The sequence below is a fragment of the Sphingomonas sp. Marseille-Q8236 genome (assembly GCF_965112005.1).
On record NZ_CBCOPO010000001.1, the window covers coordinates 2,555,836 to 2,573,414 of the forward strand.

At 65.9% G+C, this 17,579-nt stretch carries 19 protein-coding genes and 1 tRNA gene; 9 read left to right on the forward strand and 11 right to left on the reverse strand.

The features are described from left to right. The first annotated feature begins 1 nt into the window (after position 1). Complete coding sequence (locus ACWPWT_RS12235; RefSeq protein WP_454279825.1) at positions 2 to 1,456, forward strand: phospholipase D-like domain-containing protein; 1,455 nt, start codon at positions 2 to 4, stop codon at positions 1,454 to 1,456. Then, entirely contained in the window at positions 1,456 to 1,635 is a 180-nt protein-coding gene (locus ACWPWT_RS12240; protein ID WP_454279826.1) for a DUF4169 family protein, read from the forward strand. The genes ACWPWT_RS12235 and ACWPWT_RS12240 overlap by 1 nt, the downstream gene beginning before the upstream one ends. Positions 1,636 to 1,683: 48 nt before the next feature. On the opposite strand, the gene ACWPWT_RS12245 is transcribed toward ACWPWT_RS12240, so the two are convergent. From ACWPWT_RS12245 to ACWPWT_RS12280, 8 genes are all read right to left on the reverse strand, one after another. Further along, a complete protein-coding gene (locus tag ACWPWT_RS12245; protein WP_261267985.1) occupies positions 1,684 to 2,355 on the reverse strand; it encodes a spermidine synthase in 672 nt (223 codons plus the stop codon). Next, positions 2,352 to 2,714, reverse strand: a complete 363-nt coding sequence (locus ACWPWT_RS12250) for a DUF6481 family protein (RefSeq protein ID WP_261267984.1) — start codon at positions 2,712 to 2,714, stop codon at positions 2,352 to 2,354. The genes ACWPWT_RS12245 and ACWPWT_RS12250 overlap by 4 nt, the downstream gene beginning before the upstream one ends. Before the next feature lie 77 nt (positions 2,715 to 2,791). Then, positions 2,792 to 2,867, reverse strand: a tRNA-Lys gene (locus tag ACWPWT_RS12255). A 114-nt stretch (positions 2,868 to 2,981) separates the two neighbouring features. Next, entirely contained in the window at positions 2,982 to 4,091 is a 1,110-nt protein-coding gene (rodA, locus tag ACWPWT_RS12260; protein WP_261267983.1) for a rod shape-determining protein RodA, read from the reverse strand. Next, positions 4,088 to 6,157, reverse strand: coding sequence for a penicillin-binding protein 2 (mrdA, locus tag ACWPWT_RS12265; protein ID WP_454279827.1), 2,070 nt, complete (start codon positions 6,155 to 6,157; stop codon positions 4,088 to 4,090). The genes rodA and mrdA overlap by 4 nt, the downstream gene beginning before the upstream one ends. Before the next feature lies 1 nt (position 6,158). Further along, entirely contained in the window at positions 6,159 to 6,683 is a 525-nt protein-coding gene (mreD, locus tag ACWPWT_RS12270) for a rod shape-determining protein MreD (protein WP_454279828.1), read from the reverse strand. Further along, positions 6,680 to 7,549 carry a rod shape-determining protein MreC gene (gene mreC, locus ACWPWT_RS12275; protein WP_261267980.1) on the reverse strand — a complete coding sequence of 290 codons (870 nt, stop codon included), beginning with the start codon at positions 7,547 to 7,549 and terminating at the stop codon, positions 6,680 to 6,682. Before mreC ends, mreD begins: the two co-directional genes overlap by 4 nt. A 24-nt stretch (positions 7,550 to 7,573) precedes the next feature. Continuing rightward, positions 7,574 to 8,614: a rod shape-determining protein gene (locus ACWPWT_RS12280; protein ID WP_261267979.1), complete on the reverse strand. Its 1,041-nt coding sequence runs from the start codon at positions 8,612 to 8,614 to the stop codon at positions 7,574 to 7,576. A gap of 135 nt (positions 8,615 to 8,749) precedes the next feature. On the opposite strand from ACWPWT_RS12280, the gene mutL reads away from it, so the two are divergent. Both mutL and ACWPWT_RS12290 read left to right on the forward strand, forming a co-directional pair. Next, entirely contained in the window at positions 8,750 to 10,540 is a 1,791-nt protein-coding gene (gene mutL / locus ACWPWT_RS12285) for a DNA mismatch repair endonuclease MutL (protein WP_454279829.1), read from the forward strand. Positions 10,541 to 10,665: 125 nt separating this feature from the next. Further along, positions 10,666 to 11,631: a hypothetical protein gene (locus ACWPWT_RS12290; RefSeq protein ID WP_454279830.1), complete on the forward strand. Its 966-nt coding sequence runs from the start codon at positions 10,666 to 10,668 to the stop codon at positions 11,629 to 11,631. Positions 11,632 to 12,054: 423 nt separating this feature from the next. Here the strand turns inward: ACWPWT_RS12290 and rplI are convergent, their stop codons facing one another. From rplI to rpsF, 3 genes are read right to left on the reverse strand one after another with little or no spacing between them, the layout of a single operon-like run. Continuing rightward, the gene (rplI, locus tag ACWPWT_RS12295; protein WP_261267976.1) at positions 12,055 to 12,651 is read right to left on the reverse strand and encodes a 50S ribosomal protein L9; all 597 of its coding nucleotides are present in this window, start codon (positions 12,649 to 12,651) and stop codon (positions 12,055 to 12,057) included. 12 nt (positions 12,652 to 12,663) lie between these two features. Further along, entirely contained in the window at positions 12,664 to 12,888 is a 225-nt protein-coding gene (gene rpsR, locus ACWPWT_RS12300) for a 30S ribosomal protein S18 (protein ID WP_007403456.1), read from the reverse strand. Further along, on the reverse strand, positions 12,888 to 13,298 hold the full coding sequence (gene rpsF, locus ACWPWT_RS12305) for a 30S ribosomal protein S6 (protein ID WP_037567458.1): 411 nt from the start codon (positions 13,296 to 13,298) through the stop codon (positions 12,888 to 12,890). Before rpsF ends, rpsR begins: the two co-directional genes overlap by 1 nt. A gap of 256 nt (positions 13,299 to 13,554) precedes the next feature. Between rpsF and fabD the strand changes: the two genes are divergently transcribed. The 5 genes from fabD to fabF all read left to right on the forward strand — a co-directional run bounded on the left by fabD (position 13,555) and on the right by fabF (position 17,480). Continuing rightward, complete coding sequence (fabD, locus tag ACWPWT_RS12310; RefSeq protein WP_454279831.1) at positions 13,555 to 14,514, forward strand: ACP S-malonyltransferase; 960 nt, start codon at positions 13,555 to 13,557, stop codon at positions 14,512 to 14,514. Positions 14,515 to 14,560: 46 nt separating this feature from the next. Beyond that, the gene (locus ACWPWT_RS12315; protein WP_454279832.1) at positions 14,561 to 14,983 is read left to right on the forward strand and encodes a GxxExxY protein; all 423 of its coding nucleotides are present in this window, start codon (positions 14,561 to 14,563) and stop codon (positions 14,981 to 14,983) included. Between the two features lie 10 nt (positions 14,984 to 14,993). After that, on the forward strand, positions 14,994 to 15,734 hold the full coding sequence (gene fabG, locus ACWPWT_RS12320) for a 3-oxoacyl-[acyl-carrier-protein] reductase (RefSeq protein WP_261267973.1): 741 nt from the start codon (positions 14,994 to 14,996) through the stop codon (positions 15,732 to 15,734). Between the two features lie 130 nt (positions 15,735 to 15,864). Then, positions 15,865 to 16,101 carry an acyl carrier protein gene (locus ACWPWT_RS12325; RefSeq protein ID WP_007403554.1) on the forward strand — a complete coding sequence of 79 codons (237 nt, stop codon included), beginning with the start codon at positions 15,865 to 15,867 and terminating at the stop codon, positions 16,099 to 16,101. Positions 16,102 to 16,223: 122 nt separating this feature from the next. Further along, positions 16,224 to 17,480: a beta-ketoacyl-ACP synthase II gene (fabF, locus tag ACWPWT_RS12330; protein ID WP_454279833.1), complete on the forward strand. Its 1,257-nt coding sequence runs from the start codon at positions 16,224 to 16,226 to the stop codon at positions 17,478 to 17,480. Positions 17,481 to 17,579 lie beyond the last annotated feature (99 nt).

Here is a 17,579-nt window from a genome sequence, read left to right on the forward strand (position 1 = left end):
CATGAAGCGGTCGCAAACGGGGAGATCGAGGTTGAAGGTCGGACAGGAATGCTGGCGGATCGAGCAGGCCGACCGGATGGCGGTCATCGTCGATGCGGAGCGGTATTTTCGCATGGCCCGCCGCGCGATGCTGAACGCGCGGCGGCAGATATTGCTGATCGGATGGGACTTCGACGCGCGCATCGTCCTGGATCATGACGACGCGCCGGGCGAGACGGTGGGCGACTTCATCTACTCGCTGGTGCAGCGCCAGCCGGAATTGGAGATTTACCTGCTCCGCTGGGACACCGGCGCGATCAAGTCGCTGTTCCGGGGGCGAACCTTCTTTACGGTTCTGAAGTGGATGGCGCACAAGCGCATCCATACCAAGCTGGATGGCCATCACCCGATCGCCGCCTCGCATCATCAGAAGATCGTTATCATCGACGACCAGTTGGCATTTTGCGGGGGCATCGACATGACCAGCGACCGCTGGGACACGCGCGAGCATCGTGACGATGATCCGCGGCGCAGGCGCCCGGGCGGTCAGCCCTACAAGCCGTGGCACGACGCGATCAGCGCGGTCGAGGGCCCCGTGACGCAGGCGCTGGGCGAGCTGTTCCGGACGCGGTGGCACGCCGCCGGGGGCAAGCCGATGGCACCTGCCGTCCCGGGTGCAAGCTGCTGGCCGGAGGGGCTCGAGCCCGATTTCATCGACCAGCCGGTGGCGATTGCGCGCACCATGCCCGAGATGGACGATCAGACGCCCGTGCATGAAAATGAGGCGCTGTTCCTCGCCCAGATCGCTCGGGCCGAACGCTACCTCTATATCGAGAGCCAATATTTCGCGTCGCGCCGGGTGGCGGAGGCGATCGCCCGACGGCTGGACGAAGAGAATGGCCCTGAATTCGTCATCATCAATCCGCTGACCGCGCAAGGATGGCTGGAGCCGATTGCGATGGACACGGCGCGCGCAAGGCTGATGGAGGCGCTCCGGCGGCGGGACCGGCATGGGCGCCTGCGGCTCTATCATCCGTTCACGGCGGGCGGGGAGCCGATCTACTGCCATGCCAAGATCCTGATCGCGGACGATCGCGTGTTCCGGCTGGGGTCGTCCAACCTCAACAACCGCTCGATGCGGTTGGACACCGAATGTGACCTCGCCATCGCGGTCGAGCCGGACAGCGCGGCGGGGCAGCGTATCGCGGCGATCCGCGACGATCTGTTGGCCGAGCATCTGGGCGTTTCCCCCGCCACGGTGCACGATGCGGTCGAGCGTAACGGATCGTTGATCGCGGCGGTCGAGGCGCTGCGGGGCACCGAGGGACGGACGCTGCGTCCCTATGAAGCGCCCGATCTGTCCAGCGTCGAGGAATGGCTCGCGGACAATGAAGTGCTCGATCCCGAAGGCCCGGACGAGATGTTCGAGTCCTTCACGAGCCGAAAGGGGCTGTTCCGCCGGTTGCGGCGGCGCTGATGGCCGAGATCATCAACTTCCGCCAGGCCCGCAAAAGTCTGGTTCGCAAGGCCGCCGAGCAACAGGCGACGGAGAACCGGGCGCGCTTCGGTCGTACCAAGGCTCAGAAGGAGCGTGACGTCGCCGAGCAGGAACGGTTGCGCCGGGAATTGGACGGCGCCAAGCGGGAGGACGATTAGTATCGGTCCAAATTCCTCCCCCTGCACGGGCAGGGGAGGGAGATGATTTCAGCGCGGGACCGCGAACCAGATTGTGTGGGTCGCGCCCTTGCCATTCTCGCGGGCGCGCACCTTCACCTCGTCGACGGTGAAGCCCGCGCGAGACAGCCGCCGAGTGAACACCGGATCGGGCGCGGCGGACCAGATGGCGAGCACGCCGCCAGGGCGCAGCGCGACGCGCGCTTCCTCCAGGCCCCGGAGCGAGTAGAGCCCGTCATTGTCCGGCCGGGTCAGCCCGTCCGGTCCATTGTCCACGTCGAGCAGGATCGCGTCATACTGGCCGCGCCCCGCATAGATGGCGTTGCCGACATCGCCCATGGCGAGCGTCACGCGGGGGTCGTCCAAGCATCCGTCGGTCAGCGCCGCCATCGGCCCGCGCGCCCATTCGATGATGCCGGGCACCAGTTCCGCCACGGTGATCCGCGCATCCGCCCCCAGCCGCGCCAGGACGGCGCGCAAGGTGAAGCCCATGCCATAGCCACCGATCAGCAGATGCGGCGCACGCCGTCCCGCCAGCCGGTCGCAGGTCATTGTGCCCAACGCCACTTCCGAGCCGCTCATCCGCGTGCTCATCAGTTCGTTGCGGTCGAGCACGATCATGAAGTCCTTGCCCCGGCGGAACAGCCGCAGGGGCTCGCCGCCCGGCACTTCGGCAATCCCGAGCAGCTCGCGGGGGGTCATTTGCCCTGGCGAGCCTTGCGCGCGGCGTAGCGGGCGTCACGGGCCGCCTTCAGTTCGGCGGCGGTGGGGACCACCGGCGGGCGTGCGGCGGCAGCAGCGGCTTCGGCGGCCGCTTCGGCCTCGGCTTGGGCCTTGGCGCGGGCTTCTTCGCGAGCGGCCTTTTCCTGCTCGATCGCAGCCTTGTGCGCGGCGCGGCGTTCGGCCTCGGCGGCTTCCTTGGCTGCGCGCGCGGCGGCGCGGGCGGCAACCACTGCCGGATCGGGCGCGGCCTTGTTGCGCAACTTTTCGAGCGCTGCCGCCTTGGCATCGCGCGAGGCCGATGCACGATCGGCGAAACCGGGAACCTTATATCCTGCCATCAATCATCTATCCCGTTGGGGGCCGGACGGCCCCATAGCACAACGGCCCCGCATCGCTGCGGAGCCGTCGGAGAAACTGGTGGACGCACTTGGGCTCGAACCAAGGACCCGCTGATTAAGAGTCAGCTGCTCTACCAACTGAGCTATGCGTCCGATCGTCACGCTGCCCTGGCCGTCCGGCCTGCCTCGTGATCGGGAGGCGCGCCTTTAGCATCCGTGTCGGGCTTTGCAAATGGTTTTTGCGCCCACCTGCGAAATTATGCGGCGCTACCAGCGCGCGGCGCGGCGGTTTTCGCGGTCGATGGCCATCAGGATGCCCAGGCACAATAACACCGTCATCTGCGACGACCCGCCATAGCTGACCAGCGGCAGGGGAATGCCGACCACCGGCGCGAGGCCCATCACCATCATCAGATTGACCATGACATAGATGAAGATGGTCGTGGACAGCCCCGCCGCCGTCAGGCGCGCGAACCGGTTCGGCGCGGCCTGCGCCACGTTCAACCCCCAGCGAATGACCATTAGGAAGGCGAGGATCAGCAGGCACCCGCCGACCAGCCCCCATTCCTCCGCCATGGTCGCAAAGACGAAATCGGTATGCCCCTCGGGCAGATAGTCCAGATGGCTCTGAGTGCCGTTCAGGAATCCCTTGCCCCAGATGCCGCCCGAACCGATCGCGATCTTGGACTGGCTGATATGATAGCCGGTGCCCAGCGGATCGCTCTCGGGGTCGAGGAAGATCAGCACGCGGTTGCGTTGATAGTCATGCAGTACGAAATTGACCGCGAGCGGGGCGGCGACCGCCAGTGCGATGCCGCCCCCGATGAACAGGCGTAACGGCACACCCGCCAGGAACATCACCGTCGCCCCGCCCGCGCAGATCATCAGCGCGGTGCCCAGATCGGGCTGCTTCATCACCAGCGCGGCCGGCACGCCGATCATCGCCGCGACCGGCCAGATGCCGGAAAAACGCCGCGTCTCGGCGGGCGGCATGAGTTCGTAGAAGCGCGCCGCGCCCAGCACGATGAACAGCTTCATCAACTCGGACGGCTGCAAGCGGATGAAACCGACGTCAAGCCAGCGCTGGCTGCCGCCGCGCACCGCGCCCAGCAATTCGACCAGCACCAGCGCGACGACGAGCAGCAGATAGCCCGGCATGGCGATGCGCCGCCACAGGTCGAGCGGCAGCCGCGACAGGACCAGTGAACCCGCGAGCAGGACGAAGAACCGCACCCCCTGGGGTTTGGCCCAGGGGGTCAGCGAACCGCCCGCCGCCGAATAGAGCACGACCAGCCCAAAACAGCCGATCGCCATGACCAGCAGGATCACGCGCCATGGCAGCTTTGCGATGGGTTCGGGAATGATGCGGCCGCTCATGGATTGGGGTCCGCCACATCGTCGCTGGGATCGGTCTCGCGCGTCGCCATCGCCTCGGCCTGTGCATCCGAAACATTGGTCGCGGCCTCGACGGCAGGCGCGTCGGTGGCGGCCCCCGCATCGGTCTTGGTCGCGGCGGAGGCGGGCTTGGGCGAATGGGCGGCGCGATAGGCGGCTTCCTCGGCCCGCATCCGCGTGGCGATGTCGCCGCCCCAGGTCGGTTCGTCCTGCGCCAGCGAAGCCAGCGCACGGTCGCGGTCGAACAAATAAGTCATGATGTCCCGCCCGATCAGCGGCGTATCGAGATTGCGTACGGTATGGCCGTTATGCTCCAGCACGACCGCGGCGGCATAACGCGGATTGTCGGCAGGCGCGAAGCAGACGAACAGCGCATGGTCGCGCAGCTTGAAGGGAAGCTGCCCGTTCTTCAGCACGCCCATGCGACGTTCGGCCATGGTGATGCGTCGGACCTGCGCGGTCCCGGTCTTCGCCGCCAGCGAGACGCCGGGAACCAGCATCCGCGCCGCGCCGCCGGTGCCGCCCTGGTTGACGACACCGAACATCGCGTCGCGCACGACTGCCAGATGTTCGGAGGCGACGGGGAGGGCGGGCGCGTCGAGATGGACCTGATGCGACAACAGGCTGGGCTTGAGATGGCGGCCCGACGCGATCCGCGCCGCCATCACCGCGAGTTGAAGCGGATTCGCGAGCACATAGCCCTGGCCGATCGACGCATTCAGGCCATCGGCGATGGTCCATTTCGTCTTGTATTTCTTCAGCTTCCACGCCGGATCGGGCACCGTGCCGTAACGCTGGGTATTCAACGGCAGGTCGAACTTCTGGCCCAGCCCCAGCATCCGCGCGACAGGCGCGATCCGGTCATACCCCATGCGCCGGATCATCTCGTAGAAATAGATGTCGCAGCTCTGCTCGATCGCGCCCTTCAAGTTCAGTGCGCCGTGCCCGCCGCGCTTGTGGCAGTGGAAGACGCCGGTGCCGACCCGCATCGCGCCGGTGCACAGCACGCGGTCGTCCGCGCCGACCCCGGCTTCGAGCAGGGCCAGGCCGTTCATCGGCTTGACCGTCGATCCCGGCGGATACAGCCCCTGGGTGACCTTGTTCATCAGGGGAACATGGTCGTTTTCCGACAGCATCGCCCATTCGAGATGGCTGATCCCGTCCGAAAAGCTGTTGGGGTCGTAAGCGGGCATCGACACCATGGCCAGCGTCTCGCCCGTGCGACAGTCGAGCACCACTGCCGATCCCGAGTTGGTGCCCAGACGCCGCGCGGCATATTCTTGCAACCCCGCATCGATGGTCAGGCGGATATTCCTGCCCGGCACGTCGGGGCGGGTGGCGAGTTCGGCCACGACCTTGCCCCGCGCGGTCACCTCGACGCGCTTGGCGCCGGGCTTGCCGCGGAGATACGGCTCCAGCATCTTCTCCAGCCCGTCCTTGCCCAGCTTGAAGCCGGGGGTGACGAGCAACTGGTCGTGGGTCGCCTTGAACTGTTCGGCGGTGGGCGTGCCGACATAGCCGGTCAGATGCGCGACCGCGGGGCCGGCCGGGTAGAAGCGCGCAAAGCCGCGCGTCGGTTGCACGCCGGGCAATTCGGGCAGACGGACGCTGACTGCTGCGAAGCGTTCCCAATCGAGCCGCTCGGCCACCTGCACCGGCTGGAACCCGGCGGCATGTTCGAGGTCGAGGCGGATGCGGTTCATCGCCTCGTCGTCGAGCTTCAGGATCTGGCGCAATAGCGCGAGAACGCGGTCCTTGTCCTCCAGTCGGTCGGGGATGATGTCGACGCGGAAATCGGTGCGATTGTTCGCGATGGGCTGGCCGTGCCGGTCGATCAGCCAGCCGCGACGCGGCGGGATCATCGTCGTGTTGACGCGGTTGCTCTCGGAGAGAAGATTATACTTCTCGTTCTGCGCGATCGACAGCCACGCCATTCGCCCGGCCAGCATCAGCCCGACCGCGCCCTGTGCCGCGCCGAGCACAAAGGCGCGGCGCGAGAAGCTATAGGCCTGCGCCGCCTCGGTCATGATCCGCCCCTGGCGTTCCATGTCAGACCCCTACCTCATTGCGGCCGCGTTTGCGATCGATCCAGGCGACCAGGCGGGTGGCCATGGGAAAGAGCAGGATGGTGATGACGATCTGTAGGATTAGCGGCGCATCCACCTGCGCGCCAACCGGCACCGCCAGGAAACGCCCAGCGATCAGGCAGAAGGCGATGGCGCCGCTCGCGATCAGCCAGTCCTGCCAGAAGTCGCGGAAGACCAGCCGATGCTCGAACAGATCGATGGCGAGCGAGGTCAGCGACCAGAGCAGCATCGCCGAGCCCAGGGGTTGGCCCGACAACAGATCGTCGAACAACCCCAGGGGCGCCGCCGCCCAAAGCCGCAACGCGAAGCGCGCGACCAGCCGCCAGGCGAGCAGCATCAACAAGCCCATCGGCGGCTGCAACGGAACGATCGCCACCACCGGCACGATGGCGACGAGCGAACCGGCCATCACGGTCAGCCACGGCAGCGCACGAGCGCGGGCGGGGGGGAGTCCGGGGTCGAAGGGGTTGAAGTTGTCGAGGGTCACGGCCGGGGTGCCGGCGCCGATGGCGGCATCGGCATGAAGGCGCGCTGAACGATCGCGAAATCCAGCGTGTCGGGATGGACGAAGGGGCGCGCAATCGCCACGTCGCCGCCATCGGTCCGGATGCGCGCGACCGGGATGTTGGGGGTATAAAGACCGCCCGTGCCCGAAGTGACGAACAGGTCGCCCTTGGCCAGCCGGACATTGGTGTTGACCGAGCGGACGTCGAGCAAACCGTCGCCGCGCCCGACCGCGATGGCAGGCAAGCCGTCACGGGTGCGACGAACCGGCACGATGCTTTCCGGATCGGTGAGCAGCAGGACGCGGGCGGCGGCGGGGCCCGTCTCGGTCACGCGGCCAATCAGCCCCTCGGGACCGCGCACCGCCATACCGGCCGCTACGCCCTGCCAGCGTCCGGCGTTGAGCAGGGCGAAGCGCCGGCCGCTGGCCCCCGTCGAACTGACCAGCCGGGCGGTGGCGACCGTGTCGGGCGTCCGGTCGCGCACCGCCAGCAGCCGCCGCAACCGGCGATTGTCATAGGCGATGGTCCGTGCAGTCAGCAGCAGCTTGCGCGACTGCTCCAGTTCGGCGCGCAGGCGCTGGTTTTCGGAATGGACGAAGAAATATTGGCCGATGGCATCGGGGACGCCCTTCACCGCATCCCCGATCATGACGAACCCCGACGAAACCGGCGCGGTCACGCTGCCCAGCGTCATGCGCAACGCGCCGAAGGCGGGCGGGTTGAAGGTCGATGCGACAAGCAGCACCGCACCCACCACCGCACCCGCCACCGCGAGCACATAGGCCAGGAAAGCTCCATATTGCCGCCGTCGCGAGAAACCGGTGCGACGGTCGCGGGCGGGCGCCATGCGCCGGTCCCCTTATGCTGGAGGTTAGCCGTTCAGCAGGACGCCGCGATACATCGGGTCTTCCAGCGCACGGCCGGTTCCCAGGGCGACGCAGGTCAGCGGGTCTTCCGCCACCGTGACCGGCAGGCCGGTCTCGTCGCGCAGCACCTCGTCCAGCCCTTCGAGCAGCGCGCCGCCGCCGGTCAGGACGATGCCCTGGTCGACGATGTCGGCGGCCAGTTCGGGCGCGGTGTTCTCCAGCGCGACGCGGACGCCCTCGACGATGGTCGCCACCGGTTCGGACAGCGCCTCGGCGATCTGGCCCTGGTTGATCTGGATTTCCTTGGGCACCCCGTTGACGAGGTCACGGCCCTTGATCTGGATGGTCACGCCGATGCCGTCCGCTGGGGGACGCGCGATGCCGACTTCCTGCTTGATCCGCTCGGCGGTGGCTTCGCCGATCAGCAGGTTATGGTTGCGGCGAACATAGGAGACGATCGACTCGTCCATCTTGTCGCCGCCGACGCGGACCGAGGTGGTATAGGCCAGGCCACGGAGCGACAGCACCGCAACTTCGGTCGTGCCGCCGCCAATGTCGACGACCATCGATCCGATCGGTTCGGTCACCGGCATGTCGGCACCGATTGCGGCGGCCATCGGCTCCTCGATCAGGAAGACCTGGCTGGCGCCCGCGTTCGAGGCGGCGTCGCGGATCGCGCGCCGCTCGACCTTGGTCGAACCCGACGGCACGCAGATCACGATCTCGGGCCAGCGCGCGAACTTGCGGGGGCCGTGCACCTTCAGGATGAAGTGCTTGATCATCTGCTCGGCGACGTCGATGTCCGCGATCACGCCGTCACGAAGCGGACGGATCGCCTCGATATTGCCCGGCGTCTTGCCCATCATCAGCTTGGCGTCGTCGCCGACCGCCTTTACCTTCTTGATGCCGTTGATCGTCTCGACCGCGACGACGGACGGCTCGTTCAGCACGATGCCGCGTCCGCGGACATAGACCACGGTGTTCGCGGTGCCGAGGTCGATCGCCATGTCTTGCGACATGAATTTCAGGAAGCGGGGGAGGGGCATCGAGGCTTTCGTTCCGTCTGTGGACCGGGGTGGGCTTGGACTCATATCCCGAACCGCCGCCAAGAGCCGTCACAGGCACCTGCACCGTCATTTGCGGGGTCGCGGGATGCCGTCGCTTGGGCTAGGGTTTGCCGCATGTCAATACGGCGTCTGCCTCCCCATCTCGTCAATCGTATCGCGGCCGGTGAAGTGGTGGAAAGGCCCGCCAGTGCGTTGAAGGAATTGGTCGAAAATTCGATCGATGCCGGGGCGACACGGATCGCGGTCGCGCTGGGTCAAGGCGGGGTCGGCCGGATCGAGGTCGCGGACGATGGTTGCGGCATGTCGGCGGAGGATATGGCGCTCGCGCTGGAGCGGCATTGTACCTCCAAGCTGCCGGACGAGGCGATCGAATCGGTCGTAACCCTCGGATTTCGCGGCGAAGCCCTGCCCTCCATCGCCAGCGTGGCGCGGGTGACGATTGAGAGCCGCCCGGCAGGCCGCGACGGCTGGAGCCGGGTGGTCGACAATGGCGAGGTGCTGCGTGACGGGCCCGCCGCCGTGCCGCCGGGCACGCGGATCGTGGTGGAGGATCTGTTCGCTCGCGTCCCCGCCCGGCGCAAATTCCTGCGCTCCCCCCGGTCGGAATATGCCGCCTGTCTCGATATGGTCCGTCGCCTGGCCATGGCCCGGCCGGACATTGCCTTCACACTGGAACATGACGGCCGGCGGGTGCTGACCGTGCCGGGTGGTGAGGAGCGGCCCGGCCGTGTCGCCGGGTTGACCGACCGGGCGCTCGCGGAGAATTCGGTCGCGATCGACTGGGTTCGGGACTCCGTGACGCTGGGCGGGGTAGCGGGCATCCCGACCTTCAATCGCGGTATTGCCGATCACCAATATCTGTTCGTCAACGGGCGTCCGGTCCGCGACCGCCTGCTGATGGGTGCGATCAGAGGGGCTTATGCGGAGATGTTGCCACGTGATCGCCACGCCGTGGTTGCCCTGTTCCTCGATCTGCCACCGACTGAAGTCGATGTGAACGTCCATCCCGCCAAGACCGGAGTCCGATTTCGCGACCCCGCTCTGATCCGAGGCATGATCGTCTCGGGCCTGCGTCGCGCGCTCGACGAAGCCGGGCATCGCAGCGTGCAGCGACCGCCGGAGTCGGCGCTGGCGATGTGGCAGAGCGAGAGCGTCGCTGGCGTGGCCCCGTCCGCACCGCCGCCCGCCGACGACTGGGGTCCCGCGGCACCCGAGGCGCGCGTGATGGAGCGCCAGTCGCTCTTCGCCCCGCGTCCCGGCTTCTCCTCCCCGCCGCCGCTCGCCCGCGCCGAAGCCGCCTTCGCGGCCCCGCCCGAGGTCCGGCAATTCCCGATGGGCGTCGCTCGCGGTCAGGTGGCCAAGACCTATATCGTCGCCGAGGCCGAGGATGGCCTTGTGCTGGTCGACCAGCATGCCGCGCACGAACGGCTGGTGCTGGAGCGAATGCGCGCCGCACTCACCGGCGGGCGGGTCGCGTCGCAGGCGATGCTGATCCCCGAAGTGGTGGAACTGGACGAACCCGCCTGCGACCGTCTGGAGGCGCGCGCGGAGGAATTGAGCGACTTCGGACTGGACCTGGAACGCTTCGGGCCGACCGCGATGTTGGTCCGTGCGACCCCGGCACTGCTGGGGCAGAGCGATCCCAAGGGGTTGGTGAGCGATCTGGCCGACGAACTGGCGGCGTTCGATCAGGCGCTGTCGCTGCGCGAGCGCCTGGACCATGTCGCGGCGACCATGGCCTGCCACGGGTCGGTCCGTGCGGGTCGCATCCTGTCGGTCGCGGAAATGAACGCCCTCCTTCGCGAAATGGAGATCACGCCGCACTCCGGCCAGTGCAATCACGGTCGTCCAACCTGGGTGAAGTTGCAGCATGGCGATATTGAGAAGCTGTTCGGGCGGAAGTGATCGCCTGCCCGCTATCACCGGCCGGAGCGGATCAGTTCCACCGATCCGGATACGATAGGATGGCGATGCCTGTTTGACCCCATAGTATCGTCGCCCGGGACTCGTGACGAAATAATGGGGGCATTATGACGTTTGGCAGGGCATCGTCGTGGCGATCGGTGATCGGCGTTTTGGGTATCGGCGCGTCCCTGACGGGATGCTCCAGTCAGCGCAACGCTCTGGAAGCGCAAAGTCGCGTCAACCCGGTCTCGACCGCCGCCTATCCACAGAAATTCTGTCCATTGGTCATGGCCAGCGGATCGGACACCCGCATGGGCGCGATCAACCTCGATTGCTTCGCCTTTCCGGAAGTCGATGCCCGATATGATCGTGAGGAGGGCAGGACGCCGCATTACGGGATTAGCGATCGGCGCAATCTGGCCTACGCGATGGCTACTAAAAACTCGATCTATCGCAATCGTTTGACCTCGATCCTTATCAAGCAGTCGGATGATATTTGCGTTCAGGAACTTGGGCGACTGACCGCCAATGAGGCGACGGTGAACACCACGCTCAGCATTCTCGGGACGGGCTTTTCCACGGCAGCGTCGATCGTCTCGGGCGATCTTGCCAAATCGATCCTGGCGGGCGGAGCGACCCTTGCAGGGGCCAGCCGCGACCATATCAACGTTCACGTCTATCGTAACACGATCGCACAGGCGATCAGTCAGGTGATCTGGTCGGAGCGCCAGTTGCGTCAGGCCGACATCCAGAAACATTATGGTCAGGCGCTCGAGGCATGGTCGATCGACGACGCCATTCGCGACGTGAATGCCTATCACGCCCAATGCTCGTTCTACAAAGGCCTCGAACTCCTGCTCAAGGCGGCGAACAACAATAGCGATGTGAGTGCCTATCGCCGCGAACTCGTCCGACGCGCAGAGCTCTCGCGTAGGCGTGAGGCGATACTGGGGGTGGAGCAATCGCTGAAGCAGCTTCCCGTCGACAGTGCCGAAGCGGCGGTGCTCCGACAGGAAGTCGTGCGGCTGACCCTGAAATCAATGGTCGGTCCAGAAGCCGAGGAGGATGGCGATGCCGATGTGACCAAGTGACCGTCGGATAAGTCGGTCGGTCGGCATCACGAGAAACGGGGGAGACGACGACAGAACCGATTGGAAGGGACGGCCCATGATCCGGGCTGGACACCCTTGTTTTGACGACGACACGAGCCCATAGAGCGATCAGCCGAAAATATTTCGGGCCTCCTGTTCATCTTAACGCAACTTTTGCACGGCGCCGTGTATTATCGGTTCCAATAAGGGCTTGGACGGTTCTCGATATGAAACATATTATGCCTCTGTTTTTCGCGCTGATCCCTCTGGCCGCCATGGTCGGAGCCTGCGTCAGCTGCCCGTAAGCCGGCAGGCGCAGTCGCAAGCCGCGCCGGACATTGTCGTCTTCCAGAACGCAAAAAGGGCCGCCCGGCATGACCGGGCGGCCCTTCCTGTATCGGCGGAAAGCCGAAGCGCTGGGGATTAACCCTGCGCTTCTTCTTCCTGCTCCGGCTGAACCTCGGCGGTGGCGCCGGGCTCTGCGTTGGGATCGTAATCCTCGGTGAAGCCGGCTTCGTCACGCTCGAACATCGAGGCCATGACGTCGACGCCCTGTGCCTGCATCTCAGCTTCTTCCGGCGAGCGGGCAACGTTGACCTTGACGGTCACGGCCACTTCCGGGTGAAGCGCGACGCGCACGTCGTACAGGCCGATCGCCTTGATCGGACGGTCGAGCACGATCTGGCTCTTGTTGACCTTGTGGCCGTCGGCGACCAGGGCCTCGACCAGGTCACGCACCGCGACCGAGCCGTACAACTGGCCGACGTTCGACGCCTGACGGATCAGGGTGACGGTGGCGTTCTCGAAGGTCTTCGACTCGACCTCGGCCTCGGCGCGACGGTTCGCGTTCTCGGCTTCGATGCGGGCGCGGTTGGCCTCGAACACCTTCTTGTTGGCTTCGTTGGCGCGCAGCGCCTTCTTGCGCGGCAGCAGGAAGTTACGGGCAAAGCCGTCCTTCACCGTGACCACGTCGCCGATGGCGCCGAGCTTCTCGACGCGCTCAAGCAGAATAACGTCCATCTCTAGGACTCCTTACTTCACGACGTAGGGCAGGAGGCCCAGGTGACGGGCGCGCTTGATGGCCTGTGCCAGCTCGCGCTGCTTCTTGGCCGACACGCTGGTGATGCGCGAAGGCACGATCTTGCCGCGCTCGGACACGAAGCCCTGGAGCAGACGGACGTCCTTATAGTCGATCCGGGGCGCGTCCTTCGCGGAGAAGGGGCAGCTCTTGCGGCGACGGAAAAACGGGCGGGCCATTATGCGGCTTCCTCTTCACGATCACGACGGGGGCGGTCAGCGCGGTCGGGGCGTTCGCCACGATCGGCACGACGCTCGCGGTCGCGCTCCTGCTTGCGCATCATCACCGACGGACCTTCTTCATGGCCGTCAACCTTGACGGTCATGTAGCGGATCACGTCTTCGTTGATCTGGGTCTGGCGCTCCAGCTCGGCGACGACACCCGCGGGGGCGTCGATTTCGAGCATGACGTAATGCGCCTTGCGGTTCTTGGCGATCTTGTACGCCAGCGAACGCAAGCCCCAGGTCTCGGTCTTCACGACCTTGCCCTGATTGTCCTCGACGATCTTCGTGGCGGCTTCCGCCAGCGCGTCCACCTGCGCCTGTGCCAGATCCTGGCGCGCAAGGAACACGTGCTCGTAAAGAGCCATGCAGCTTACCTTATGTTGGCCGATCGCTGATGCCCACCCCATGTGGGACACCCCTCCGGCTGTCTTCCATACTTCAATACCGTCACGCCAAAATGGCATGAGGGCGGGTGAAGCAGGTGCTTCCCGCCCAATGGTGCGCTGGCTCATAGCGATTTGGCGGCAAAAGGCAAGCGGCGAAGGGCCTCGGACTTGCCAGCGGCGGGCGACCTTTCTACCGCGCGGGCCATCCTATTACCGTTTCATGGCAGATACGAACATGCGTGCATTCATCTTTCCGGGCCAGGGCAGCCAGGCCGTCGGCATGGGCAAGGCGCTGGCCGAGGCGAGCCCGGTCGCCCGCGAGGTGTTCCAGGAGGTCGACGAGGCGCTGGGCCAGCATCTCTATCGCCTGATGGTCGAGGGGCCCGCCGACGAACTGACTCTGACCGAGAATGCGCAGCCCGCGATCATGGCGAATGCCATCGCGACCCTGCGCGTGCTGGAGAAGGAAGGCGGCGTCCGCCTGTCGGAAAAGGCCGATTTCGTCGCGGGCCATTCGCTGGGCGAATATACGGCGCTGTGCGCGGCCGATGCGATCGACCTGGCGACGACGGCGCGTCTCCTCAAGCTGCGCGGCCGTGCGATGCAGGCGGCGGTGCCGGTGGGCGAGGGGGCGATGGCCGCTCTGCTGGGCGCGGACCTCGAAAAGGCGAAGGTCATTGCGGGCGCGGCGGTCGATGCGATGCTGGCCGGTGGTGGCGAGGCGCTGGTCTGCACGGTCGCCAATGACAATGACCCGAGCCAGGTGGTGATCTCGGGCCACCGTGCCGCGATCGAGAAGGCGGTGGCGCTGGCCAAGGACCTGGGCGCCAAGCGCGCCGTCCTGCTGCCGGTGTCGGCGCCGTTCCACTGCCCGCTGATGCAGCCCGCCGCCGACGCGATGGACGCCGCCCTCGCCGAAGCGACGATCCGCGCGCCGCTGGTCCCGGTCTATGCCAATGTCGAGGCGGCGCCGGTCGCCGATCCGGGCGCGATCCGTGCGCTGCTGGTGGCGCAGGTGACGGGCATGGTCCGCTGGCGCGAATCGGTGCTGGCGATGGAAGCGGCGGGCGTGGCGCAGTTCGTCGAGTTTGGCGGCAAGGTGCTCGGCCCCATGGTCAAGCGTATCGCGCCCGATGCGGACGCGGTCAGCGTCGTGACGATGGACGATATCGAGGGGCTTCTCGCCAAGCTCTGATTTTTGCGCGCAGAGGCGCGGAGGGCGCAGAGGGGGAATCGGGGCCATGCGGGACATTGATCTCGTCAGTGGGGATGTAGTCGATGTGTCTTTGCGGCTGCATCGCGAGCTTGGTCCCGGCCTTCTCGAAAGTGTTTATGAAATTGTTCTGGCCGCCAGATTGGCGGCCATGGGCTATTCCGTCGCGCGTCAGCGCAGCATCGATATCGAATTTGAAGGCGTGCGCATCGAAGGGGCTTTCAAAATCGACCTCTTGGTCGATGAGCGGCTTGTGGTGGAAATCAAATCGGTGGAGCGACTGGCTCCTGTTCACGCCAAACAACTTCTGACGTATCTTCGTCTCACCGGGCAACCTGTGGGGCTGTTGATCAACTTCGGAGGGGAGACGTTGCGCGAGGGCATACGCCGTCTCGTCAACAACCATAACCCCTCTGCGTCCTCCGCGCCTCTGCGCGAACAAAATTTCTAGGGAGTTTCCAATGTTCGACCTGACAGGAATGACCGCCCTCGTGACCGGCGCGTCCGGTGGCCTTGGCTCGGCGGTGGCGAAGGCGCTGGCGGCGCAGGGTGCGAAGCTGGCGCTGTCCGGCTCCAATATCGACAAGCTGGAGGCATTTCGCGCCGAACTCGGCGGGGACCATGTTGCAGTCCCCTGCAACCTGTCCGACCCCGCCGCGGTCGATGCGTTGATCCCGCAGGCGGTCGAGGCGCTGGGCGGCAAGCTCGACATCCTGGTCAACAACGCGGGCGTCACCCGCGACAATCTGACCATGCGGATGAAGGACGAGGAGTGGGATCAGGTGATCCGCGTCAACCTCGAAGCCGCGTTCCGCCTGATCCGTGCCGCCGCCAAGCCGATGATGAAGGCGCGCTTCGGCCGCATCATCTCGATCACCTCGGTCGTCGGTGCGACCGGCAATCCGGGGCAGGCCAACTATGCCGCCTCCAAGGCCGGGATCGTCGGCATGTCCAAGGCGGTGGCGCAGGAACTGGCCAGTCGCAACATCACCGTCAACTGCGTGGCCCCCGGTTTCATGCGTTCGGCGATGACCGACGTTCTGCCCGAGGCGCAGAAGGCCGCGCTGCTGACCCGCATTCCGGCGGGCGATCTGGGCAAGGGCGAGGATATCGGCGCGGCCGTCGTCTATCTGGCGTCGCGGGAGGCGGGCTATGTCACCGGCCAGACGCTCCACGTCAACGGCGGCATGGCGATGCTTTGAGCCGCTGACGGACACGAATGATCCTATCCTGGCCAAAGTCCGTCGCTGGACGGGCTTGCCAGACTAGGACGCGCGTTCTACGTGCGTTCAGGAAGTATCAACCCCCGATGAATTACGAGAAGGGATTACCATGAGCGAGACCGCCGACCGCGTGAAGAAGATCGTCGTCGAGCATCTCGGCGTCGAAGCCGACAAGGTGACCGAGGACGCGAGCTTCATCGACGACCTCGGTGCCGACAGCCTCGACATCGTCGAGCTCGTCATGGCGTTCGAGGAAGAGTTCGGTGTCGAAATCCCGGACGATGCCGCCGAGAAGATCACGACCGTCAAGGACGCGATCACGTACATCGACGAGAACAAGGCCTGATACCGGGGCCTCGGCCCGCAGGTGATGCGGGCCGAACGGGCCGCCAAGGCCAGGTTTAAAGCGGCTCCCCGACCCCGACATAGCGGGCGGGGAGCCGTTTTCGTTGTGGAATGGAGTGGAATATGCGGCGCGTCGTCGTCACCGGACTGGGTCTTGTCACGCCTCTGGGCGCGGACGTGGAAACCGCCTGGGCCAATCTGATCGCTGGCAAGTCCGGCGCCGGTCCGATCACGCGGTTCGATACCACGGGGCAGAAATGCACCATCGCGTGCGAGGTGAAGCCCAAGGACCATGAATTTGGCTTCGACCCCGACAAGCGCGTCGACCACAAGGTCCAGCGTCAGGTCGATCCCTTCATCGTCTATGGCATCGACGCCGCCGGACAGGCGCTGGAAGATGCCGGCCTGACCGAGATGGATGAGGCCACGAAGCTGCGCGCGGGCGTGTCGATCGGCTCGGGCATCGGCGGCCTGCCGGGTATCGAGATCGAATCGGTCAACCTGCACGAGCGGGGCCCCGGCCGGGTCAGCCCGCACTTCGTCCATGGACGCCTGATCAACCTGATCTCGGGCCAGGTCAGCATCAAATACGGCCTGATGGGCCCGAACCATGCGGTCGTCACCGCCTGCTCGACCGGCGCGCATTCGATCGGCGATGCGGCGCGCATGATCCGCGACGACGATGCCGACATCATGCTGGCGGGCGGTGCGGAAAGCACGATCAACCCGCTGGGCGTGGCCGGCTTCGCCCAGGCGCGCGCGCTCAACATGAGCATGAACGACCGCCCGACCGAGGCGAGCCGTCCCTATGACAAGGGCCGCGACGGCTTCGTGATGGGCGAGGGCGCGGGCGTCGTCGTGCTCGAGGAATATGAGCATGCCAAGGCGCGCGGCGCGAAGATCTATGCCGAGGTCGTCGGCTATGGTCTGTCGGGCGACGCCTATCACGTCACCGCGCCGCACCCCGAGGGCAAGGGTGCGGAGAATGCGATGCGCATGGCGCTGCGCAAGGCGGGCATGGAGCCGTCGGACATCGATTACATCAATGCGCATGGTACTTCGACCATGGCCGACACGATCGAGCTGGCCGCCGCAAAGCGCGTGTTCGGCGACGACCTGTCGGGCGCGTCGATGTCGAGCACCAAGTCGGCGATCGGGCATCTGCTGGGCGGTGCCGGTGCGGTCGAGAGCATCTTCTGCATCCTGGCGCTGCGCGACCAGATCGTGCCGCCGACGCTGAACCTCGACAATCCGGACGAAGGGACCGAGGGCGTGGACCTGGTTCCACACGTCGCCAAGAAGCGTGAAGTGAAGGCGGTGCTGAACAACTCGTTCGGCTTCGGCGGCACCAACGCCTCGCTGGTGATGAAGGCGATCTGAGCTTTCATACCGCTTCCCGACCTCCGCTCGGCGCGAATCGAGTGAAGCGATGAATTCCAACCCCGGCGACCGCTGGGTCCGCTTGCAAAACGTTCAGGC